The 17,677-nt window shown below is 49.9% G+C and carries 18 protein-coding genes; 1 reads left to right on the plus strand and 17 read right to left on the minus strand.

The annotated features are described in order from the left end of the window. Positions 1-14: 14 nt before the first annotated feature. The 8 genes from ccoP to ABD836_RS03075 all read right to left on the minus strand — a co-directional run bounded on the left by ccoP (position 15) and on the right by ABD836_RS03075 (position 6,962). Positions 15-908, minus strand: coding sequence for a cytochrome-c oxidase, cbb3-type subunit III (gene ccoP, locus ABD836_RS03040; RefSeq protein ID WP_344932316.1), 894 nt, complete (start codon positions 906-908; stop codon positions 15-17). Continuing rightward, positions 901-1,092, minus strand: a complete 192-nt coding sequence (locus tag ABD836_RS03045) for a cbb3-type cytochrome oxidase subunit 3 (RefSeq protein WP_344932317.1) — start codon at positions 1,090-1,092, stop codon at positions 901-903. The genes ccoP and ABD836_RS03045 overlap by 8 nt, the downstream gene beginning before the upstream one ends. Before the next feature lie 16 nt (positions 1,093-1,108). Further along, positions 1,109-1,717, minus strand: a complete 609-nt coding sequence (gene ccoO / locus ABD836_RS03050; protein ID WP_344932318.1) for a cytochrome-c oxidase, cbb3-type subunit II — start codon at positions 1,715-1,717, stop codon at positions 1,109-1,111. Beyond that, the gene (gene ccoN / locus ABD836_RS03055; protein ID WP_344932319.1) at positions 1,714-3,147 is read right to left on the minus strand and encodes a cytochrome-c oxidase, cbb3-type subunit I; all 1,434 of its coding nucleotides are present in this window, start codon (positions 3,145-3,147) and stop codon (positions 1,714-1,716) included. Before ccoN ends, ccoO begins: the two co-directional genes overlap by 4 nt. Before the next feature lie 109 nt (positions 3,148-3,256). Then, positions 3,257-3,868: a Yip1 family protein gene (locus tag ABD836_RS03060; RefSeq protein WP_344932320.1), complete on the minus strand. Its 612-nt coding sequence runs from the start codon at positions 3,866-3,868 to the stop codon at positions 3,257-3,259. 207 nt (positions 3,869-4,075) lie between these two features. Further along, on the minus strand, positions 4,076-4,828 hold the full coding sequence (gene fnr, locus ABD836_RS03065; protein ID WP_344932321.1) for a fumarate/nitrate reduction transcriptional regulator Fnr: 753 nt from the start codon (positions 4,826-4,828) through the stop codon (positions 4,076-4,078). A 146-nt stretch (positions 4,829-4,974) separates the two neighbouring features. Next, positions 4,975-6,390 (minus strand): oxygen-independent coproporphyrinogen III oxidase, encoded by a 1,416-nt coding sequence (gene hemN, locus ABD836_RS03070; RefSeq protein ID WP_344932322.1) that lies wholly within the window; start codon positions 6,388-6,390, stop codon positions 4,975-4,977. 2 nt (positions 6,391-6,392) lie between these two features. After that, a complete protein-coding gene (locus ABD836_RS03075) occupies positions 6,393-6,962 on the minus strand; it encodes a hemerythrin domain-containing protein (RefSeq protein ID WP_344932324.1) in 570 nt (189 codons plus the stop codon). A 169-nt stretch (positions 6,963-7,131) separates the two neighbouring features. On the opposite strand from ABD836_RS03075, the gene ppk2 reads away from it, so the two are divergent. Then, the gene (gene ppk2, locus ABD836_RS03080) at positions 7,132-7,884 is read left to right on the plus strand and encodes a polyphosphate kinase 2 (protein WP_344932325.1); all 753 of its coding nucleotides are present in this window, start codon (positions 7,132-7,134) and stop codon (positions 7,882-7,884) included. 21 nt (positions 7,885-7,905) lie between these two features. On the opposite strand, the gene ABD836_RS03085 is transcribed toward ppk2, so the two are convergent. The 9 genes from ABD836_RS03085 to ABD836_RS03125 form a co-directional block, all read right to left on the minus strand. After that, positions 7,906-8,418, minus strand: coding sequence for a low molecular weight protein-tyrosine-phosphatase (locus tag ABD836_RS03085; protein ID WP_344932326.1), 513 nt, complete (start codon positions 8,416-8,418; stop codon positions 7,906-7,908). A 27-nt stretch (positions 8,419-8,445) separates the two neighbouring features. After that, the gene (locus tag ABD836_RS03090; RefSeq protein WP_344932327.1) at positions 8,446-9,591 is read right to left on the minus strand and encodes a class I SAM-dependent methyltransferase; all 1,146 of its coding nucleotides are present in this window, start codon (positions 9,589-9,591) and stop codon (positions 8,446-8,448) included. A gap of 1 nt (position 9,592) precedes the next feature. Then, the gene (locus tag ABD836_RS03095) at positions 9,593-10,486 is read right to left on the minus strand and encodes a tyrosine-protein phosphatase (protein WP_344932328.1); all 894 of its coding nucleotides are present in this window, start codon (positions 10,484-10,486) and stop codon (positions 9,593-9,595) included. 18 nt (positions 10,487-10,504) lie between these two features. After that, positions 10,505-11,644, minus strand: coding sequence for an AraC family transcriptional regulator (locus ABD836_RS03100; protein ID WP_344932329.1), 1,140 nt, complete (start codon positions 11,642-11,644; stop codon positions 10,505-10,507). 126 nt (positions 11,645-11,770) lie between these two features. Next, entirely contained in the window at positions 11,771-12,778 is a 1,008-nt protein-coding gene (locus ABD836_RS03105) for an ABC transporter ATP-binding protein (RefSeq protein ID WP_344932330.1), read from the minus strand. Next, complete coding sequence (locus ABD836_RS03110) at positions 12,775-13,758, minus strand: ABC transporter ATP-binding protein (RefSeq protein WP_344932331.1); 984 nt, start codon at positions 13,756-13,758, stop codon at positions 12,775-12,777. Before ABD836_RS03110 ends, ABD836_RS03105 begins: the two co-directional genes overlap by 4 nt. Beyond that, positions 13,755-15,557, minus strand: a complete 1,803-nt coding sequence (locus tag ABD836_RS03115; protein WP_344932332.1) for an extracellular solute-binding protein — start codon at positions 15,555-15,557, stop codon at positions 13,755-13,757. The genes ABD836_RS03110 and ABD836_RS03115 overlap by 4 nt, the downstream gene beginning before the upstream one ends. Continuing rightward, positions 15,550-16,602 carry an ABC transporter permease gene (locus ABD836_RS03120; RefSeq protein ID WP_344932334.1) on the minus strand — a complete coding sequence of 351 codons (1,053 nt, stop codon included), beginning with the start codon at positions 16,600-16,602 and terminating at the stop codon, positions 15,550-15,552. Before ABD836_RS03120 ends, ABD836_RS03115 begins: the two co-directional genes overlap by 8 nt. Next, positions 16,599-17,630 carry an ABC transporter permease subunit gene (locus ABD836_RS03125; RefSeq protein ID WP_344932335.1) on the minus strand — a complete coding sequence of 344 codons (1,032 nt, stop codon included), beginning with the start codon at positions 17,628-17,630 and terminating at the stop codon, positions 16,599-16,601. The genes ABD836_RS03120 and ABD836_RS03125 overlap by 4 nt, the downstream gene beginning before the upstream one ends. Positions 17,631-17,677: the final 47 nt, after the last annotated feature.

The following is a 17,677-nucleotide window of genomic DNA, read 5'->3' on the forward strand; positions in this document are numbered from 1 at the left end:
CTCCATCGCTGCTTTCAAGGTTTGTTCGTATTTTCAGCCGACGACAATTGGTAGACGTAGGCTGTCAGTAGATAGATCTTCTCTTCGCTGAGTTTGTCGTGATGGGCTGGCATTTGTCCGTTGCGACCTTTGGCGATGCTTTGTTTTATACGACCGGCGTCACCACCATATAGCCAAATATTGTCACGGAGATTTGCTGCGCCCATCATTTGATTGCCGCTGCCATCTGCGCCATGGCACGCTGAACACATCATCGCAAATTGCTTGGCGGCGGGGCTGTCATCTGCGGTTGTCGCCTTGCTCAAGTTAACAACGTAATCAGTCATGGCAGTCAGGCCATCATGGCTGAGCATACTCTCCCAAGCAGGCATGCTGCCGCTGCGTCCATTGGTAATTGACGTGCGTATCTGCTCGGGCGAGCCGCCGTATAGCCAATCATGATCGCTGAGGTTAGGGAAACCATATGAGCCTTCAGCGTTAACGCCATGGCAAATTGCACAGTTGTTGGCGAAGATCCGCTTTCCGAGGCGCATGGCTTTTTTGTCCTGGGCCAGCGCAGGAATATCTTTGTTCATAAAGTCTTGATATAGCGACTCGGTTGCCTGTTCAGCTTGCTGAACTTCGTTTTCCCATTTGCCTACGGATGTCCAGTTAAGTAGGCCTGGGAAATTCCCCATGCCGGGATACGCAATCAAATACCCGACGGCGAATACAATACTGGCGACAAACATCTTGAACCACCAAGACGGAAGCGGGTTGTCGTATTCTTCTATGCCGTCGTAGACGTGCCCAGTGGTTTGGTTCTCTTTTGTACTTTTAATCTTTCGGTTGCTAAAAAGTAACCAGGTAATAAGGACGATAGAGATGGTCGTTAGGACGACGATCCACATACTCCAAAAACTACTCATTGTGGCTCTCCACATCTTTTGCGTCAGATTTGCGTTTGCGGCTGATGTCGTCGTCGGCAAACGGCAGCAGGGCTGCATCTTCGAAATAGCTTTTACGGCTCTTGCGGAAAACACTAACGCTGAGGCTTATAAACGTAATAAATACTAACAGTGTTGATATTGCTCTTAGGCTGTCTTGATCCATGGTTATCGTCCTTTGCCTAGCGCTTGTACTTAAGCAATGTGCCAAGCTGCTGTAAGTACGCCACCATGGCATCAATCTCTTTTTTACCCGCCACTTGCTCTGCGGCACCCGCGATGTCGGCGTCGGTATAGGGCACGCCGACTTTACGTAACGCTGCCATATTCCTGCCGACCATATCGCCGTCAATGTCATTGTTAAATAACCAGGGGTAGGCGGGCATGATCGACTCCGGAACCACCGCTCGGGGGTCGAACAGATGGGCTCGATGCCATTCGTCGCTATACCGCTGGCCAACGCGTGCTAGATCTGGTCCGGTGCGTTTTGAACCCCACAGGAAAGGGTGTTCATACACACTTTCGCCAGCAACAGAATAGTGACCGTAGCGTTCAGTTTCTGAACGAAGCGGGCGAATCATTTGTGAATGACATACATGGCAGCCTTCACGTATATAAATATCGCGACCTGTTAACTGCATAGCGTTAAGCGGCTTTAAACCCTTAATTGGTTCGGTGGTCTCTTTTTGAAACGCTAAGGGTACAATTTCAACTAAGGCGCCAAAGCTAATGGCAATGATTATGAAAATAATCATTAGTCCGATATTTTTTTCAACGAGATCGTGATTCATGCCGCTACCTCCGCTGGGCTGCTAGCCGCTGCCAGTTCTTCGCCGTTGCGAATGGTCTGCCAAACATTCCATGCCATCACCAGCATGCCGAACAGGAAGATACTGCCGCCGATGAAGCGAACAATGTAGCCGGGATGACTCGCAACCACAGATTCTGCAAAGCTGTAAGTCAGGCTACCGTCACTGTTGTAGGCGCGCCACATTAACCCCTGAACAATGCCGTTAACCCACATGGAAGCGATATACAGTACTGTGCCAATGGTCGATAGCCAAAAGTGCAAATTAATCGCCGGAATGCTGTGCATTTTTTCTTTTTCGAACAACACCGGGATCAGGTGATAAATGGTCCCGATGGAGATCATCGCCACCCAGCCAAGCGCACCTGAATGCACGTGACCAATCGTCCAATCGGTGTAGTGAGAAAGTGAATTGACGGTTTTAATCGCCATCATTGGCCCTTCAAAAGTCGACATGCCGTAGAAGGACAGTGACACTACTAAGAACCGCAAAATCGGATCAGTGCGCAATTTATGCCATGCGCCCGACAAGGTCATCATGCCGTTGATCATACCGCCCCAAGAAGGCGCTAGCAGAATCAATGACATTACCATGCCTAGGCTTTGCGCCCAGTCAGGTAGCGCGGTGTAATGCAAATGGTGTGGGCCCGCCCAGATGTACACAGACACCAGCGCCCAAAAGTGAACGATTGATAAACGGTAGGAGTACACGGGCCGACCAGCCTGCTTAGGGACGAAGTAGTACATCATTCCCAAGAAGCCCGCTGTTAAATAAAAGCCGACAGCGTTATGGCCATACCACCACTGCACCATGGCATCTACTGCGCCGGAGTATATGGAATAGGATTTGGTCAAGCTAACCGGTACCGCTAGGCTGTTCACAATGTGCAGTACGGCCACGGTGATGATAAACGCACCGTAAAACCAGTTGGCCACATAGATGTGCGACATCCGCCTTTTCATGATGGTGCCAAAAAAGACAATGGCATAGGCCACCCAAACGAGGGTGATCAGAATATCAATTGGCCATTCTAATTCCGCATATTCTTTTGTACTGGTATAACCCATTGGTAAGGTTATGGCCGCCAGCACAATAACTAACTGCCAGCCCCAAAATACAAAGGGGATCAGTGGACCGCCAGCGAGACGGGCTTGACAGGTGCGCTGCACCACATAGAAAGACGAACCCATTAACGCACAACCGCCAAAGGCAAAGATTACTGCGTTGGTGTGCAAGGGCCGAAGTCGGCCGAAGCTGAGCCAAGGGGTGTCAAAATTGAGTACCGGCCAGATCAGCTGGGCGGCAATCAGCACCCCGACAGACATGCCGACAATACCCCAGACAACAGCCATAACGGTAAACATTTTCACCGCGTGGTAGTCGTATAGGGGTTGTTGGGTTTGCGAGTCCATTTGGATTCCTTTAAACGTAAAATTAAAAGTCTTATAACGGTTTAATTCACCGTATTTTTTGGGGGATGTACGGGTGCTGCTAGTCTTTGCATCGTTCAGCTTTGTAGCGTCAACCGTCCACAAATACCGGCGCTAATCCCATTTCCCACAAAATGACCACGCCGCCCATAAGGGCCATAAAAATCACCATGCACACACCAACCACTGCGGAGGCATAGAGAAATCCGCGCTCAGCGGGAATGTTCATTACAATGGGAATGCCGACATAAAGTAGGTAAACCGCCCAGCTTAAACTGGCGATACCGACGAGCATGTCTAGCCAAAAAATAGGAAAGAAGCCGGAGAGCCCCGCAATGAAGAGGGGGGTAGCGGTATAGCTCGCCACGACCATGCCTTTGACCATGGTCGATTCGCTGCCATAGGTTTCGGCCATCCAATGAATGAAATAGCCGATAATGGCGAGGGCGCCCAGCATGGCGAGGTAGAAAGCAATCACAATGCGCAAGGCACTGGCGGATGTAAGCAATACTTGTTCGCCATTGCCGATGCTCCAGCCGATGACGGTGGTACCGTAATACCATGCGAGACAAGGCCCAATTGCGAGAACAATCGCATAAAGCAGTTTACTGGGCAGTGCGTTGGTAGGCACGCAAGCAACGGCATGCCACTGTTTATGGGGTGAAAATAGGAATCCCAGGGGATTGCTGACAAAATTAGCCACGGTTTGCTCGCTTGCGCTCATCCAATGATAATCGGCAAGATAGCAAAGCGATACCGGTAGCTAATTGATCTACGTCAACTAAACTACGCTTTATGAAAAATTTGGGAAGCTGGGGCGAATTTAAGCCCAATATAGAATTTACGAGTGCAGGCAGCGTGAATAAAAACGCGGCGTTTAAGTAGCGTTGAAATATTTTATAACGCTAAATCAATGTCCTAGAGACGCAATGTGTTTTAGCGCGTCGATATCAAGTACCACCAACTCTTTCTTATCAATTTCAATCAAGCCTTGCTTTGCAAACCGACTAAACACGCGACTGACTGTTTCTATGGTCAGACCAAGGAAGTTGCCGATATCGGTGCGTGACATAGGTAAACGAATGTTTAGGGGCGATAAATTGCGGCGCGCATTGCGGGCAGAAATACTCACGATGAGTGAGGCTAAACGTTCCTCGGCAGTGTGCTTGCTGACGAGCGTGATATGGCGCTGATCCTCTACGATTTCTTGGCTAAGTAACTTGAAAAAGTGCTTTTGCATATTTGGGAGCTTACCGCTGAGGTCCTCGATATTTGCGAAGGGGATTTCGCAAATTGCCGATACCTCCATAGCGACGGCGGAGCTGGCGTAACGATTGTGGCCAATGCCGTCCATGCCGAGGATTTCCCCTGGCAGATAAAAGCCGGTTACTTGCTCTTCGCCGCTATCTGACATGCTATAGGCTTTCACTGCGCCGGAGCGCACGGCAAAAACCGAGGAGAAGTGATCATTTTCGCGATAGAGGTGTTGGCCTTTTTGCAATGGCCGGCCGCGTTGGACAATTTCATCTAATTGCACAATTTCGTCTTGGGCCAGCGCCAGAGGCAAGCATATCGCGCTTAATCGGCAGCTTGCGCAATTGATTGCGGCGTTGTGCGGACAGTGCTTGTCTGACGGCGCGTTGTGCTCACTGACAGCGATCATGCTAGGCATTTCCTTATTGCGTGTTTAATAACACCGGATAATACCTACTCTTACTCACATTGTGGTCATATTTCAAGTGTTTGGCATGACTTGCTAATAAGGTGTCATAGTCTAAAAGCGGGGGAATCTCAGGTATGCCAGCTTTGTTAAATTGTTTTTGAGTAGCTCTGGGTATGTGCGTTGAGATATTGGTCAAACACCATGCAAACATTGCGCAGCATCATTCGCCCTGTTTCAGTAATGGTGATGCCGTCGTGTTCGATGATGACGATACCGTCTTGTTGCATCTCCTCGAGCTTTGGCTGAACATCGGCGAACTTTTCCCAGAGCGATATACTAAATTTGTCGGTGAAAGCCTGAGCGGAAACCCGGAGATTACAGGCGAGTTGCATAATGACATAAGCCCGTATTTGGTCCTCAGTTGATTTTATGACCCCTCTATCGATGGGGAGCTGGCCAGCGTCTAATTTCTTATAGTAGTCACTAATGTCGCGACTGTTTTGGGCATAGCTGTCACCGATGGCGCTGATGGCAGATACGCCAATGCCAAGCACATCCGGCGCCAAGGTGTTGGAATAGCCCTGAAAATTGCGCTGTAAATGCCCCTTTTTTTGGCACTGGGCTAGCTCATCCTCGGGTCGGACAAAATGGTCCATGCCGATGTATACATAGCCAGCCTCGATTAAACGCGTGGTCGCTAGGCTGAGCATGGCAAGTTTTTCACTGGCGCTGGGTAAATTGTGCCTCTCTATTGCCTTTTGCGCGGCAAAGCGTGCGGGCAAATGAGCGTAGTGGTACAAGGCGATTCTATCGGGCAATAGCGCAATAACGTCATCTAGTGTGTGGTTAAGCGTCGTGCAGTTTTGTCGTGGTAACCCATAGATGAGATCAAAACTGATGGAGTTAAAGCGGTAAGCTCTTGCCGCGCCGACAAGTGCGATAATTTCCTCGGTATGCTGCACTCGATTAATAGCTTGCTGCACATGTGGGTCAGTGTCTTGAATGCCAAAACTTAGACGATTAAAGCCCAAGCCGCGCAGTAACGCCAGGCGATCGGGGCTTACTGTGCGTGGGTCAATTTCGATTGAGTACTCTCGTTCTTGATTGGCGTCCAAATTAAAATGACTTGCGAGCAAATGTACTAACTCTGTTAATTCTGCGTCGTCTAGATAGGTAGGGGTACCGCCGCCAAAATGGAGCTGAGTTACTGGCCGCGTTGCGCCAATTTCCGTTGTCAGTAATTCAATTTCTATTGCTAGGTGATCGAGATATTCCCGCGCTACGCCGGGCTTTTTGGTGACAATTTTATTGCATCCACAGTAATAACACAGCCAGCGACAGAAGGGTAAGTGCACGTATAGCGACAAAGGGGCCGCAATCGATCGCGCTCTTAATAGGTGCCGCTGGTAATCGTCTGCGGTGAATTGATCAGTAAATTGCAAGGCGGTGGGGTAGGAGGTGTAGCGTGGCCCCTGCGTACTGTATTTAGCAATCAAGCCGGCATCTAGCGCTAGCGGAGCAGTGCGCGGCTTTACAGCGGTAGTTTGTATAAGTGTTGTCATGGTCAGTGTAAGTCGCTACTTGTCAGAATGTGGCTTTGGTTTAGCGCTTTGGATCGTGAGATATATTCAAACTGAGCCAGATCATCGTTATTGGCTGTGTTTCTGCGAAGGGCATTCGCCACGGACTGCCAGTCGGCTTCGTCGAAGCGCGAAGTAATGGCGGAAAAAACACTCCGCTCGTCGTGAATATGGGAGATTTGCTTGCTGCAGTAATGCCTGCTTAAGCGCAGAACACTTGTTGTAGGTGCCGTCGCCGTTGCGCGTAGTTCGCTGTATATCAGCGAAAGCTGACTGCTCAGCGCCTCGAGGCTAGGGTGATCACGTAATAAGCTTTGTACGGCAACAATGTTGACATTGTCTTTGCGTAAAAGCTGATGGAATAGAATATCTTCGGTCGGATGGTGCCATATTTCAGGATAGACTTGTATGTAGTCCAGAATCTCGAGAATTCGATCGCAGTTGGGCGTTCCTTTATCAAGACCTGTCAGTAGATTGATCTCTTTACTCAGTAGATACATCATTTTCAAAATGCGCTGGTGGTCTTGTTCTAGCTGACTCAGTAGATATTGCATGGCCTTTGCTCTCGGGTGTTAGCGATACTTGGCTGCGGTGATTAAATAATGCGTATAGAATCTATCAACTTACAGCCCACTCGAGTTTGATGTGAATCAACAAGCCGGTATTTAACGTTGCGCTATAATCTGCTTTTAATGCTAATTCGCGCCGAGGGTCGAATGGTCTATGGATGACTACAAAGAGATATTACGAGCCCTGCAAATTGAGTTAGTCAAACTACAGCGTCATTTTATTGCCTGTGAACACCGTATTTTGGTTATTGTTGAAGGTCGAGACGCCGCTGGTAAAGATGGTGTTATAAAGCGCTTGGTTCAGCATTTGAGTCCCCGCGAGACAAGGGTTGTCGCTCTGGGTAAACCTAGCGCGAGAGACGAGGCGACATGGTATTTTCAGCGCTATGTGCCTTATTTTCCCGCGTCTGGCGAATTCGTGATTTTTAACCGTAGTTGGTATAACCGCGCCGGCGTTGAACGCGTTATGGGCTTTTGCAGCGAGGAAGAATATCAGCGTTTTTTTCGGATGGTTGCGCCGTTTGAGCAGATGCTGATTGATTCAGGCATTCAATTGCGGAAGTATTTTTTAGATATAGACAAATCTGAACAGCAGCAACGATTTCTAGCGCGAGAACAAGATCCGCTCGCGAATTGGAAAATTAGCCCTATTGATCGCGAGGCTCAGGTAAATTGGGCTAATTACAGCCAAGCGCGAAATGAAATGCTGCGCCGTAGCCATAATGATATTGCGCCTTGGGTGATTATTCGGGCCAATAATAAAAAGGCGGCGCGCATCAATTTAATTAAAAGCTTGTTGTCTAGTCTGGACTATGAAGGCAAAGACGAGGCGCTTTTAAAAGCGGATTCAAAAATTATTCAGCGCTATAAACCGGAAATGCTCGATACCGGATTTTTGGCCGATTAATTTTGCCTTGGACCTGGGTAATTAAATACCGTGGCGGTCTATAATTGTGTCTAACAGGCCTTTTGCTGCGATTTCAATTTGCTGGATGACGCGATCAAAGCTGTGTTCGTCGTCGTAGTAGGGGTCCGGAATCTGACTATTTCCACTGTGGCCACAGTAATCCATAAGCAACTTAATTTCGCCCTCAAAGCCAGCCGGTGCCCAGGCTAATACATTGGTGAGGTTCATTCGGTCCATGGCAATAACATAGCTAGCCCGGTGGTAATCTTCGTCATTAATTTGGCGCGCGATTTGCTGAGTTATATCGTAGCCCGCTCGGCCAGCCGCCGCGATTGAACGTGGATCGGGCGATTTACCAATATTGAACGCGGCTGTGCCACAGGAATCGACCGTGATTTCGTCCGCTAACCCGGCGTCATTGATGTATTTTTCAAATACACCTTGGGCTGCAGGAGATCGGCAGATATTGCCAAGGCAGACAAAAACGACATGGATAGGCATGTAAAACTCGGGCTCAAGATATTGAGCTGCCATTAAAACACGCGGCGCCTTCGCGCAGTATCACCCGTTTGACGGGGTGGTCTTACGGGCGAGAAGGACAACAAATTTACTGTCGGAATTGATGGTCTCACAATTACCAAACAGCTTTTTCAGCAAAATATGGTAACCGAGGTGACGATTGCCGACCACACATAACACGCCGTCAGTCACTAAGTGCTCGAAGCTGTCTCGGAACATTTGCCGGGCAATATGATCGCCAACGTGGTGGTCTTGGTGGAAGGGTGGATTGCACAGAATTAAATCAAAACGTTCACCTTTATAATCAAATAGGCAGTCACTGGCGGTAAACCTAGCCGCCTGAAGGGCTTCACTTAAGTTGTGACTTACATTGCGCTGGGCACTGTTAATGGCGAGAAAGGAGTCGTCAAAATAGTGAAACTGCGCGCTAGGCCAGCGTTTTGCGGCGCTTATGCCAATAATGCCATTGCCGCAGCCTAAGTCGGCGACATGCTGAGGGGCGTCCAGTTTAGCTAAACTGTCGAGCAAGATCCGACTGCCTTGATCGAGTTTGTCCCGGGAAAACACATTGGCGCGATTCGCTAGCACCATTTCATGGTCTGCTAGTGTGATTGTTTTTGTGTCGGATTGTGCCGACCCGCTAAAAATCTCTCCGTCTAGGTGCATTAAGCGAGCTTTTTTCCTCGCTAAGCTGGGTTTAACCGTGGCGATATTTTTAGCGAAGGCAGCGACAATATGCTGGTCAATATGGCGGGCCATGGCTGCGCCAATAAATACCGCGCCCGCCTGGCACAGCGGCGCCAGACTTTGCAGTTGGTAATTGAGCAGGGAACGGCTTTTTGGTAAGCGGTATAAAATTACGTCAAAATTACCCTCAGGCACTTGTGTCGCCGGGATAAACTGCGGGGGGCGCTTGTCATTGCGCGCGGCGTTTTCAGCGCTGCACAGCTGGCTTATGGCAGAGTCTGCCCAAAGTGTGCAGGCATAATCTGCCAGCGCAGTCGTTAAGCTACCAAAGCTGTCATTAACAATGAGAACGCGGGCGTTGGCGCCGAGATCATGCTCCGAGAGATAATGGAGAAGGTAGTCGTCGGCGGCATCCCAAGCTTGTAAAGTCTCTCTTGGCCGAAAGGGTCGACGGAACAAGGTAAGTTCGCCGTAGGGGGAATTAAATAATCGCGTTTCCATCTTAGCGCCCCGGAGCCGGTTCAAGTAATAGTGCTCGTAAGCGGTTGCATTCTGACTCACCAAAGCCTAGACCAATCTCAATATACCCCGCGAAATCACCGTAGTGTTCGTCGATGCTTTTATACGCTTCATTTAAAAAGCGCGACTGAACTTTAAACAGCATACGGATCACGTCCTCGTTAACTTGGTGCATGGTCATTTCATTGATGTGATGTACGATTTGTTCGACCCGTGCGCCGGTGTAAAGGTTGGTGGCAAGGTAGTCGTGCATCACCTGATCAGGCGCTACGCCAAGTATCCGCAATAATAGTGCTGCAGCTAAACCAGTGCGGTCTTTGCCCGCAGTGCAGTGAAACACTTGCGGGTGGCTGTTTTCGGCCAGCAGGGAGTGCAGCCATTGTTTATAAACCGGGGTGAAGCGTTCGATCATTTCACGGTTAGCTTCAATCAAAAACAAGGCGATGTCTTCGGCGGTGACGTTTTCTTGCTGGAGCCGAGCCGTAACCTTTTCTATTTGAGCGGCCTCGACGGTAACAGGGTGAGCTTCGATGGTGATGCCTGTCTCCGGCAGGAGGCTATGGGGGGCTTCATAGCGCTCTTCGTCTGAGCGAAAATCGATGATTTTTCGCAAATTTAGCCGCTCAAGATAACGTTGATCTTGCAGAGATAGGCCGGCAATTTTGTCGGCGCGGTAAATTACGCCCCATTTCACTGCACGTCCGTCTGCTGTGGTAAATCCGCCTAGGTCGCGGAAGTTATGCATATTATCAAAGGGCAGCTTGCGAAGATCTTCACGATCAGAGAGGGGTACTTCGGCGGGTATTGGCCTTAACTCAGCGTCAATCGATTCAGGCTTTACGGTGGGCAGGGATCTTATAATATCGATGGGATTCATAAAAATGGGGTGCTGACCTTAAGGTGCTTCACTGCGCGCGGCATTTGCTAACGGGCTTTCGGGAATAGTATCTGGTTGACGGCTAGCGCGGTATTCTCCCGGCGTCATGCCAGTCCATTTTTTAAAAGAGCGATGGAATGCACTCGGCTCGTCAAAGCCGAGCAGGGCTGAGACGGCATTAATTTTAAGCTCGGGCTGGTTTAACCAGCGACAGGCGTGCTCTTTTCGTAGCTCATCTTTAAAATGCTGATAGGTGGTGTCTAGGTCCTTGAGGCGTCGGCGCAAGGTGCGCACAGACATGTGCAATTGCTCCGCCATGGCGACGACACTGGGGAACTCGTGACTGAGGTCGGTGCCAATAATGCGCTTCATTTGCGATAGCAATGAACTGTCTTCGTTCTCTTGTGCGACCAAAAGATGGTATGGCGCATTGCGAAGGAATTTTCGTAGCGAATCTTCGGTGTGAATCAGTGGGCAATCGAGATTGTGCTCCGCGATAAGAAACGCATTGTGTTCGCTGCCATAGTATATTTCGCAGCCGAATAGCTGTTCAAAATAATTATTCTTATCCGGTGACTGTACCTGCAAATAGACGCCGAGTAGATCGAGTGGTTTACCGATCAGCCATTGGCAAAAACGCCGCCAAATCGCCATCATCCGGGCGGTAGTGTAGCTTGCATCTAAGTCTGAAATTGCTTGGTCGGCGGTGTCGACGAGATCGGCACTCTGCGCAAAACGGTAAATAGCCGTGCCATTGCCGAGGCGCTCTACCGGTCGTTTGGGTGCAGTATGCATATCGCTGAGGCTGCGGCAAAAATTAATAAACTCCGAGGCCCGTTGCAGCGCTTGTCCAAGGGTTTCACAGTGAATGATAAAGAGGCAGAGCATTCTAAAACTGCCGGCTGGCGTGCGCCGTTGCAAGCCTAGGCCAAAGGACTCGTCTTGCAGCAAGCACATTACCCGATTGTAGATTTGGCTGTAGTCACGGCTGTCGATCAGCGTATTTAAATCGGTGCCGGGGGCCATCGGGTTGAAGGGCAATTGCAGGGTGCGCAGCAGTTCATCGCAGCTATAGCCTTGGGCTTCGGCCACCTGCAGCATACTGCGTGCATATTTTAGGGGGACACGATCTTTGTAAGGAGAGTAACTATTACGCACACGTCGCCTGCTGCAAGGGTTAGAACTTACTGACACTGAACGTTAAGTTTACCGTGTATCACCCTAAAATTGGATAAAATCTCCCCGGTAAGGCAAAAGTGGTAATGAATATGTCCGCGAGTAAATTTATGAATTAGCCTGTTTTGCCGCGATTTCGGGCCAGAAGTGACAGGCAGTTAAGTGCGGGCCGTCGTCGCCTGCTTGTAAGCTAGGTGCCTCGTGCTCACACCGTGCTTGGCGATGCTGACACCGCGTGTGAAAACGGCAGCCTGAGGGCGGTGCCATGGGTGAGGGAAGGTCACCGCTAATTTGCGCTTCAATTGGCGAGGCTTCACCTAGTCGCGGAATTGATGCCAGTAAGCCTTGGGTGTAGGGATGCCGAGGCGAGCTGTAAATGGATTCTGCATCGGCAATCTCAACAATCTGACCCAAATACATTACGGCAATACGATCGCTCATATGGCGAACGACCGCCAAATCATGAGAGATGAAAATAATACTCAATTTTAATTTTTCTTGAATATCTAAGAGCAGATTTAGGATCTGCGCTTGTACCGATACATCCAGCGCCGACACCGCCTCGTCGCAAATCAGGATTTCTGGCTCTAAGGCAATGGCGCGGGCAATACCAATACGTTGACGTTGCCCACCAGAGAATTCGTGGGGGTATTTGCTGGCCGCAGACGGCGGCAGCCCAACCATGGCCAGTAACTCGGCCACGCGCTGGAGCCGACTGTTTTTGTCACCAACCTTGTGGATGAGGAGGGGTTCTTCGAGGATAACCTCCACAGTGTGGCGGCTGTTTAATGACTCAAAGGGGTCTTGGAAAATCATTTGTAGGGCGCTGCGATATTGCCGCATTGCTCTATCTGAGAGGCCCGCAATATCGGTGTTTGAGTAGATCACCGCACCGGCGGTAGGTCGGTGTAAGTTTAATATGGCTTTAGCTAGGCTGCTTTTGCCGCAGCCCGACTCGCCGACTAAGCCCAGGGTTTCGCCCGCGTATAATTCAAAGCTCACACCATCGACAGCGCGTACTTTTGCGGCTTTGCCACGAAATACGCCGCCGCCCTGGGAAAAATGTAACTCGAGGCCGTCAATACTCAGAATTGCCTTGTCATTACTTAATGTCATGGCGTGATGGATCTCCATAAATGGCAAGCGACGGTACGCTGTTCGTCTTCGGTTTCTGATATCGGGGCGGTATTCCGGCAAATGTCTTCGGCAAATCGGCAGCGGTTGGCGAAGCGGCAGCCTGTTGGCATATTTTCGATTGAGGGTACTTGGCCTTCAAGACTGAGCAATGGCGACTTAGGCGGATGATCGGCGCCAGGTAAGGCGGCAAGCAAGCTTTGCGTATAGGGGTGGCGCGGCTGGCTAAACACATGCTTAGCCGGCCCATACTCGACTATTTTACCTGCGTACATGACCGCAATATGGTCGCTAACTTGAGATACCAAAGCGAGATCGTGGGTGATAAAGAGCATTGCCATGCCATTTTTAGCTTGGAGTTTCTTTAATAGGCGGACGATCTGCGCTTGTATGGTGACATCCAGCGCGGTGGTAGGCTCATCGGCAATTAACAGTTCAGGCTCACAGGCCAAGGCCATGGCAATCATAACCCGTTGCCGCATCCCGCCAGATAATTGATGCGGGTAGGCATTTAGCCGTTCGGTTGGCGCTGGAATGCCAACCTCCGTTAGTAATTCTAGGGCTCGCGCGCGCTGAGCAGCGATAGTCCGCTGCGGAAAGTGCAGTTTGAGTACTTCCAGAATTTGCTTGCCAATCTGCTGTACGGGATTGAGTGCGCTCATTGGGTCTTGAAATATCACGGCGATTTTGTGACCGCGAATTGCGCGCAGGGCTTTGGGGCTCAACTGGGCAATATCGCTGCCGTTAAAAACAACCTTGCCGCCACTGCGCTGGGCCTGTGGTTTTGGTAATAGGTCGAGTATTGCCATGGCTGTTAGGCTTTTACCGCAGCCCGACTCACCCACTAGCCCCATGGTTTGGCCGGTGGCTATGGCGAAGGAGATTGCGCTCACTAATTCGCGTTGAACGCCGTCGTCACCACGTATTGACACGCTGAGCTGGTCTACAGATAACAAGCTCATGGTGTGACCACCCAGGTTTTATCGATAATTAATTCTCGGGGCATGGCATCGCCATTGCTCTTTGCCTCGAGAATGTTGCGGCGAGCATCTTGATCTATCCAAAACAATCCACCACTGCCGCCGAGCGGGTCAAACAGGGAATCACTGGTGCGGGTACCGTAGTGTTTGGGTAATTTGAGCCAGCGCCAATAGGCCTCACGGGTATATGGCACCTTGAATGTGGGGATAAAAGAACCTTGGTCATGGATCATTTGCTCAAGTTCATGAGCGAGCTGCACCCGTTGATTTTTTTCGGTCCCTTTACGGTAGGCCATTATTTTGGCATCCATCAAGGGGTTGTCTGTATTGGTGACATTATTGGTTTGGGATTTATGGGCGTTTTCTGAATGGTAAAACTCCCAGTATCTAGGCGATAAGCCACCGCCGCCCCAGCCCATCCATGCGGCTTGGTGCTTGTTTTCCATGATCTGTTTAAAGGCCGCAGAGGGGTCGAGTAATTGCAGTTTGAATTCTATTCCAGCCTTGAGGGCTTCTTGGCTCAGTATCACTAAACGATCGTTGTGGCCGCTGTTGTAATAGGTAATGCGAATACTCAATGGCTTGCCGTCTTTAACGCGAATACCATTTTGATTACGTTGGCCCCAGCCGGCCTTGTCGAGGTAATCACCGGCCTTTTTTAGATCAAATTCGCGGGCGCGTATCTTGGTATTGGTGTAGTCGCCGTAACCGTCGTGGGCGCTTTGTAAGCGCTCGTAATCGCCGTGTAATACTGTGTTGATTACTTTATCGACATTGAGGGCGTGGCCGACGGCGTAGCGAACATTAATGTCGTCAAAGGGCTTGGCATCCTCGTTCAAAAACAAGCCGCTGATGGGTTGCGGTACGTCATTGTAGAATTTGATTTTACCGACGTATCCTTGCTCGTAAATATCGCCTTGGGCCTTTTTATGCCAGAAACGCGGCATGAGTAGCGGGAAGTTGTCGAGTTCGCCCTTGCGGAAATATTGATAGGCAATGTTAATGTCGCGGATGAGTTTTACACGCAAATGGTCCGGGTTATAGCGGTATTTAAAATAGCGTTTGTCGTTTGCCCACCAGTCTTTTTTGCGGCTGAACTCGATGTATTTACCTTTGCGAATCTCGCTGATGATATAGGGCCCCGTGTTCGGCTCAATTCGCCAGTTATAATCCTTCACCCAATTTTTGTCTAAGGTGTGGAAGTGCTTTGGCACCGGTGATACGCCGTACTCAAATAGCATCTCATCTTGGGGCTTCGCCACGGCGCCTTCGATACCAATAGTGTGATCGTCATACTTCACGACGTCAGTGATCACCTCGGTAAAATAGTTGTTATACCAAGGCGCTAAAATAAATTTAGAGCGCATAAATTCAAGGCCGAACACATAGTCATCGGCGGTGACGGGCTTGCCGTCTGACCAACGGGCATCGGGATCAAGCCGGAAATAGATGCTGTGGCCGTCTTCGCCAAATGCCCAGTGTGTTGCTAGCTCAGGGATGGGTTGCAGGGTGTTCGGGTGAATGCCAACGAGTCCGAGATTGTTTGCCCGCATGTAGCCGGCAAAGCTGCCATTTGAGTCGGGGCCTACTAGTCGCAATGTTAATGGAAACGTCGTGACAAACGTGCGGTAGCGGCCGCCGCGTTTTGCAGTAGGGTCAGCAAAAATTGGGTCACTCAAGTTGGTTTGCCAGTTAAGCCCCTCAGGCAGTGTTTTTGGCATGGCTTGCGCTAGCTGCGCGCTTAAAAGTAAAAATAGCAGCGGTGCTAAAAATTTATTCATAGTAACTAAATTGCCTTGGGTCATAGGCGTCACGAATGGCTTCGCCGATGTAGGCGACAAGCATTAAAATAACGGTCATGGCAATAACGACTGAGCCGACGAGCCACAGCGACTCCATGTTTTCGGTTCCTTGCTTTAGGAGCTCGCCCCAGCTGGATACTGGCGGCGGGAGGCCAAAGCCAAGATAGTCTAATGCGGTTAGTGAGGTAATGCCGGAAGCAACGGAGAAGGGCACGAAGGTGACCAAGGTTGAAACACTGTTTGGCAAAATATGCCTAAACACGATCCGGCTGCTAGATGCGCCGATGGCTCTGGCGGCCATAACATAGTCTCTGGCTACCTCTTTGTAGGTCGCAGTACGCATATACCAGGTCATGCTGGTCCAGCCAAAAAAGGCCATGATAAACAACAGTGTCCAAAACCCCGGCGTAATGACCGAGGCGACGATCATAATCACATATAGAAAAGGAATATTGGACCAAATTTCGATAATGCGCTGAAAGACTAAATCAAACGCGCCGCCCCAAAAGCCCATCATGCAGCCAATAGCGACGCCGATCGCGTAATTAAAAAATAAGAGCAACAAGGAGAATACGATCGCCGTGCGAAAACCGTAAAGCAGGCGGGCGGCCACATCTCGGCCACTGGTGTCAGTGCCAAGATAGTGGTCTTTGCTGAGTGACGGCGCGTGGGGAGGAAAATCGCCCGCAATTAAATCGGTTTCTAAGGGGCTAAAGGGAATGATGGGCATGAGCACCCAAGCGTCATCACGTTCGGCAAGAAGACTTTGTAGCTCACGGTAGTTCACCTCGTAACTGTAATCGAGGCCGAATTCCTTGCCACTATTAACATCGCTGTACGTTGGGAAGTACCACTGATTTTCATACACGACGATCAGCGCGCGATTATTGGCGATAAGTTCGGCGCCGAAGCTGCAAAGTGTTAAGGCCAACAGGATCCATGTGGAATAAAATCCCCTGCGGGATTGACGAAAGCGCTGCCAGCGTTTTTTGGCGACGGGGTTACGCAAACTAAAAAAACTCATGTACTGCTTCCTCCACCGAATCGAATTCGAGGATCAACCAGCGCCACACAGATGTCAGAAAGGATATTTCCCAGTAAATACAGCAGTGAGGAGATAACCAAGATACCCATAACAATCGGGTAATCCCGCTCAATAATGGCCTCGTAGCCAAGCAAGCCGATGCCGTCGATGTTAAAGATCGTTTCTATCAAAAATGAACCGCCCAGCAGCAGCGATATATTGTTACCAAAAGAGGTCGCGACGGGAATCAAACTATTGCGTAGCGCGTGACCACGGACACTGGCGCTGCGGCTGAGGCCTTTAGCCGTAGCGGTGCGCATATAGTCGGCAGACAGATTGTCCATTAAGGCATTTTTCATCATCAGCGTGGTAACGGCAAAACTACCTGACAAATAGGCGATGAGCGGCAACGCGGCGTGATAGAAAATATCGCCCGCTTTTCCCAGTGGCGAAAGGTCGTCGTAGTTGTCGCTGATAAATCCGCCCAGGGGAAACCAGTCCCAATACCCTGCAAATAAGGAAATCAATGCGATACCAATTACATAGCTGGGCAGGGCATAACCTAAAAACACCACTGCGGATGACCAGCTATCTAGGGTGCTGCCGTGGTACATACCTTTGGCAAGCCCCAAGGGTATACATACTAAATAGGTGAGGACGAGGGTGCATACTCCATAAAATATGGAGACGGGGAAGCGCTCTTTAATGATTTGCCATACGGGATCTTGATAGCGGGTAGAGGTTCCTAAATCAAACTGGACTACCTGTTTTAGCCAGCGCACATAGCTGCTGAGCATTGGCTGATCAAATCCGTAATAGTGTTTTAAGTCGGCGAGCTGTTCGTCGGATAAGGTTCCGCCGCCTTGACTGCGTTGTAACGAGCCAGTTTCACCGCCTAGCTGGGCTTGGATCATTAGCTGCTCGATGGGACCACCCGGAACGAGCCGGGTGATCGCAAACACCAATAGCGTTATGCCAATGAAGGTGGGGATAATGAGTAGAAAACGGCGTACAAAATAGCCTGTCATAAATGCAGCAATAACCTAGGTCGCGCAAGAGAGCGTGTACTATATCA

Source organism: Zhongshania borealis (genome assembly GCF_039539625.1).
Lineage (GTDB): Bacteria > Pseudomonadota > Gammaproteobacteria > Pseudomonadales > Spongiibacteraceae > Spongiibacter > Spongiibacter borealis.

Coding starts and splice junctions, on each gene's coding strand:
- ccoP (WP_344932316.1), bottom strand. CDS start 908: ATGAGTAGTTTTTGGAGTATGTGGATCGTCGTCCTAACGACCATCTCT.
- ABD836_RS03045 (WP_344932317.1), bottom strand. CDS start 1,092: ATGGATCAAGACAGCCTAAGAGCAATATCAACACTGTTAGTATTTATT.
- ccoO (WP_344932318.1), bottom strand. CDS start 1,717: ATGAATCACGATCTCGTTGAAAAAAATATCGGACTAATGATTATTTTC.
- ccoN (WP_344932319.1), bottom strand. CDS start 3,147: ATGGACTCGCAAACCCAACAACCCCTATACGACTACCACGCGGTGAAA.
- fnr (WP_344932321.1), bottom strand. CDS start 4,828: ATGATCGCTGTCAGTGAGCACAACGCGCCGTCAGACAAGCACTGTCCG.
- hemN (WP_344932322.1), bottom strand. CDS start 6,390: ATGACAACACTTATACAAACTACCGCTGTAAAGCCGCGCACTGCTCCG.
- ABD836_RS03075 (WP_344932324.1), bottom strand. CDS start 6,962: ATGCAATATCTACTGAGTCAGCTAGAACAAGACCACCAGCGCATTTTG.
- ppk2 (WP_344932325.1), top strand. CDS start 7,132: ATGGATGACTACAAAGAGATATTACGAGCCCTGCAAATTGAGTTAGTC.
- ABD836_RS03085 (WP_344932326.1), bottom strand. CDS start 8,418: ATGGCAGCTCAATATCTTGAGCCCGAGTTTTACATGCCTATCCATGTC.
- ABD836_RS03090 (WP_344932327.1), bottom strand. CDS start 9,591: ATGGAAACGCGATTATTTAATTCCCCCTACGGCGAACTTACCTTGTTC.
- ABD836_RS03095 (WP_344932328.1), bottom strand. CDS start 10,486: ATGAATCCCATCGATATTATAAGATCCCTGCCCACCGTAAAGCCTGAA.
- ABD836_RS03105 (WP_344932330.1), bottom strand. CDS start 12,778: ATGACATTAAGTAATGACAAGGCAATTCTGAGTATTGACGGCCTCGAG.
- ABD836_RS03110 (WP_344932331.1), bottom strand. CDS start 13,758: ATGAGCTTGTTATCTGTAGACCAGCTCAGCGTGTCAATACGTGGTGAC.
- ABD836_RS03115 (WP_344932332.1), bottom strand. CDS start 15,557: ATGAATAAATTTTTAGCACCGCTGCTATTTTTACTTTTAAGCGCGCAG.
- ABD836_RS03120 (WP_344932334.1), bottom strand. CDS start 16,602: ATGAGTTTTTTTAGTTTGCGTAACCCCGTCGCCAAAAAACGCTGGCAG.
- ABD836_RS03125 (WP_344932335.1), bottom strand. CDS start 17,630: ATGACAGGCTATTTTGTACGCCGTTTTCTACTCATTATCCCCACCTTC.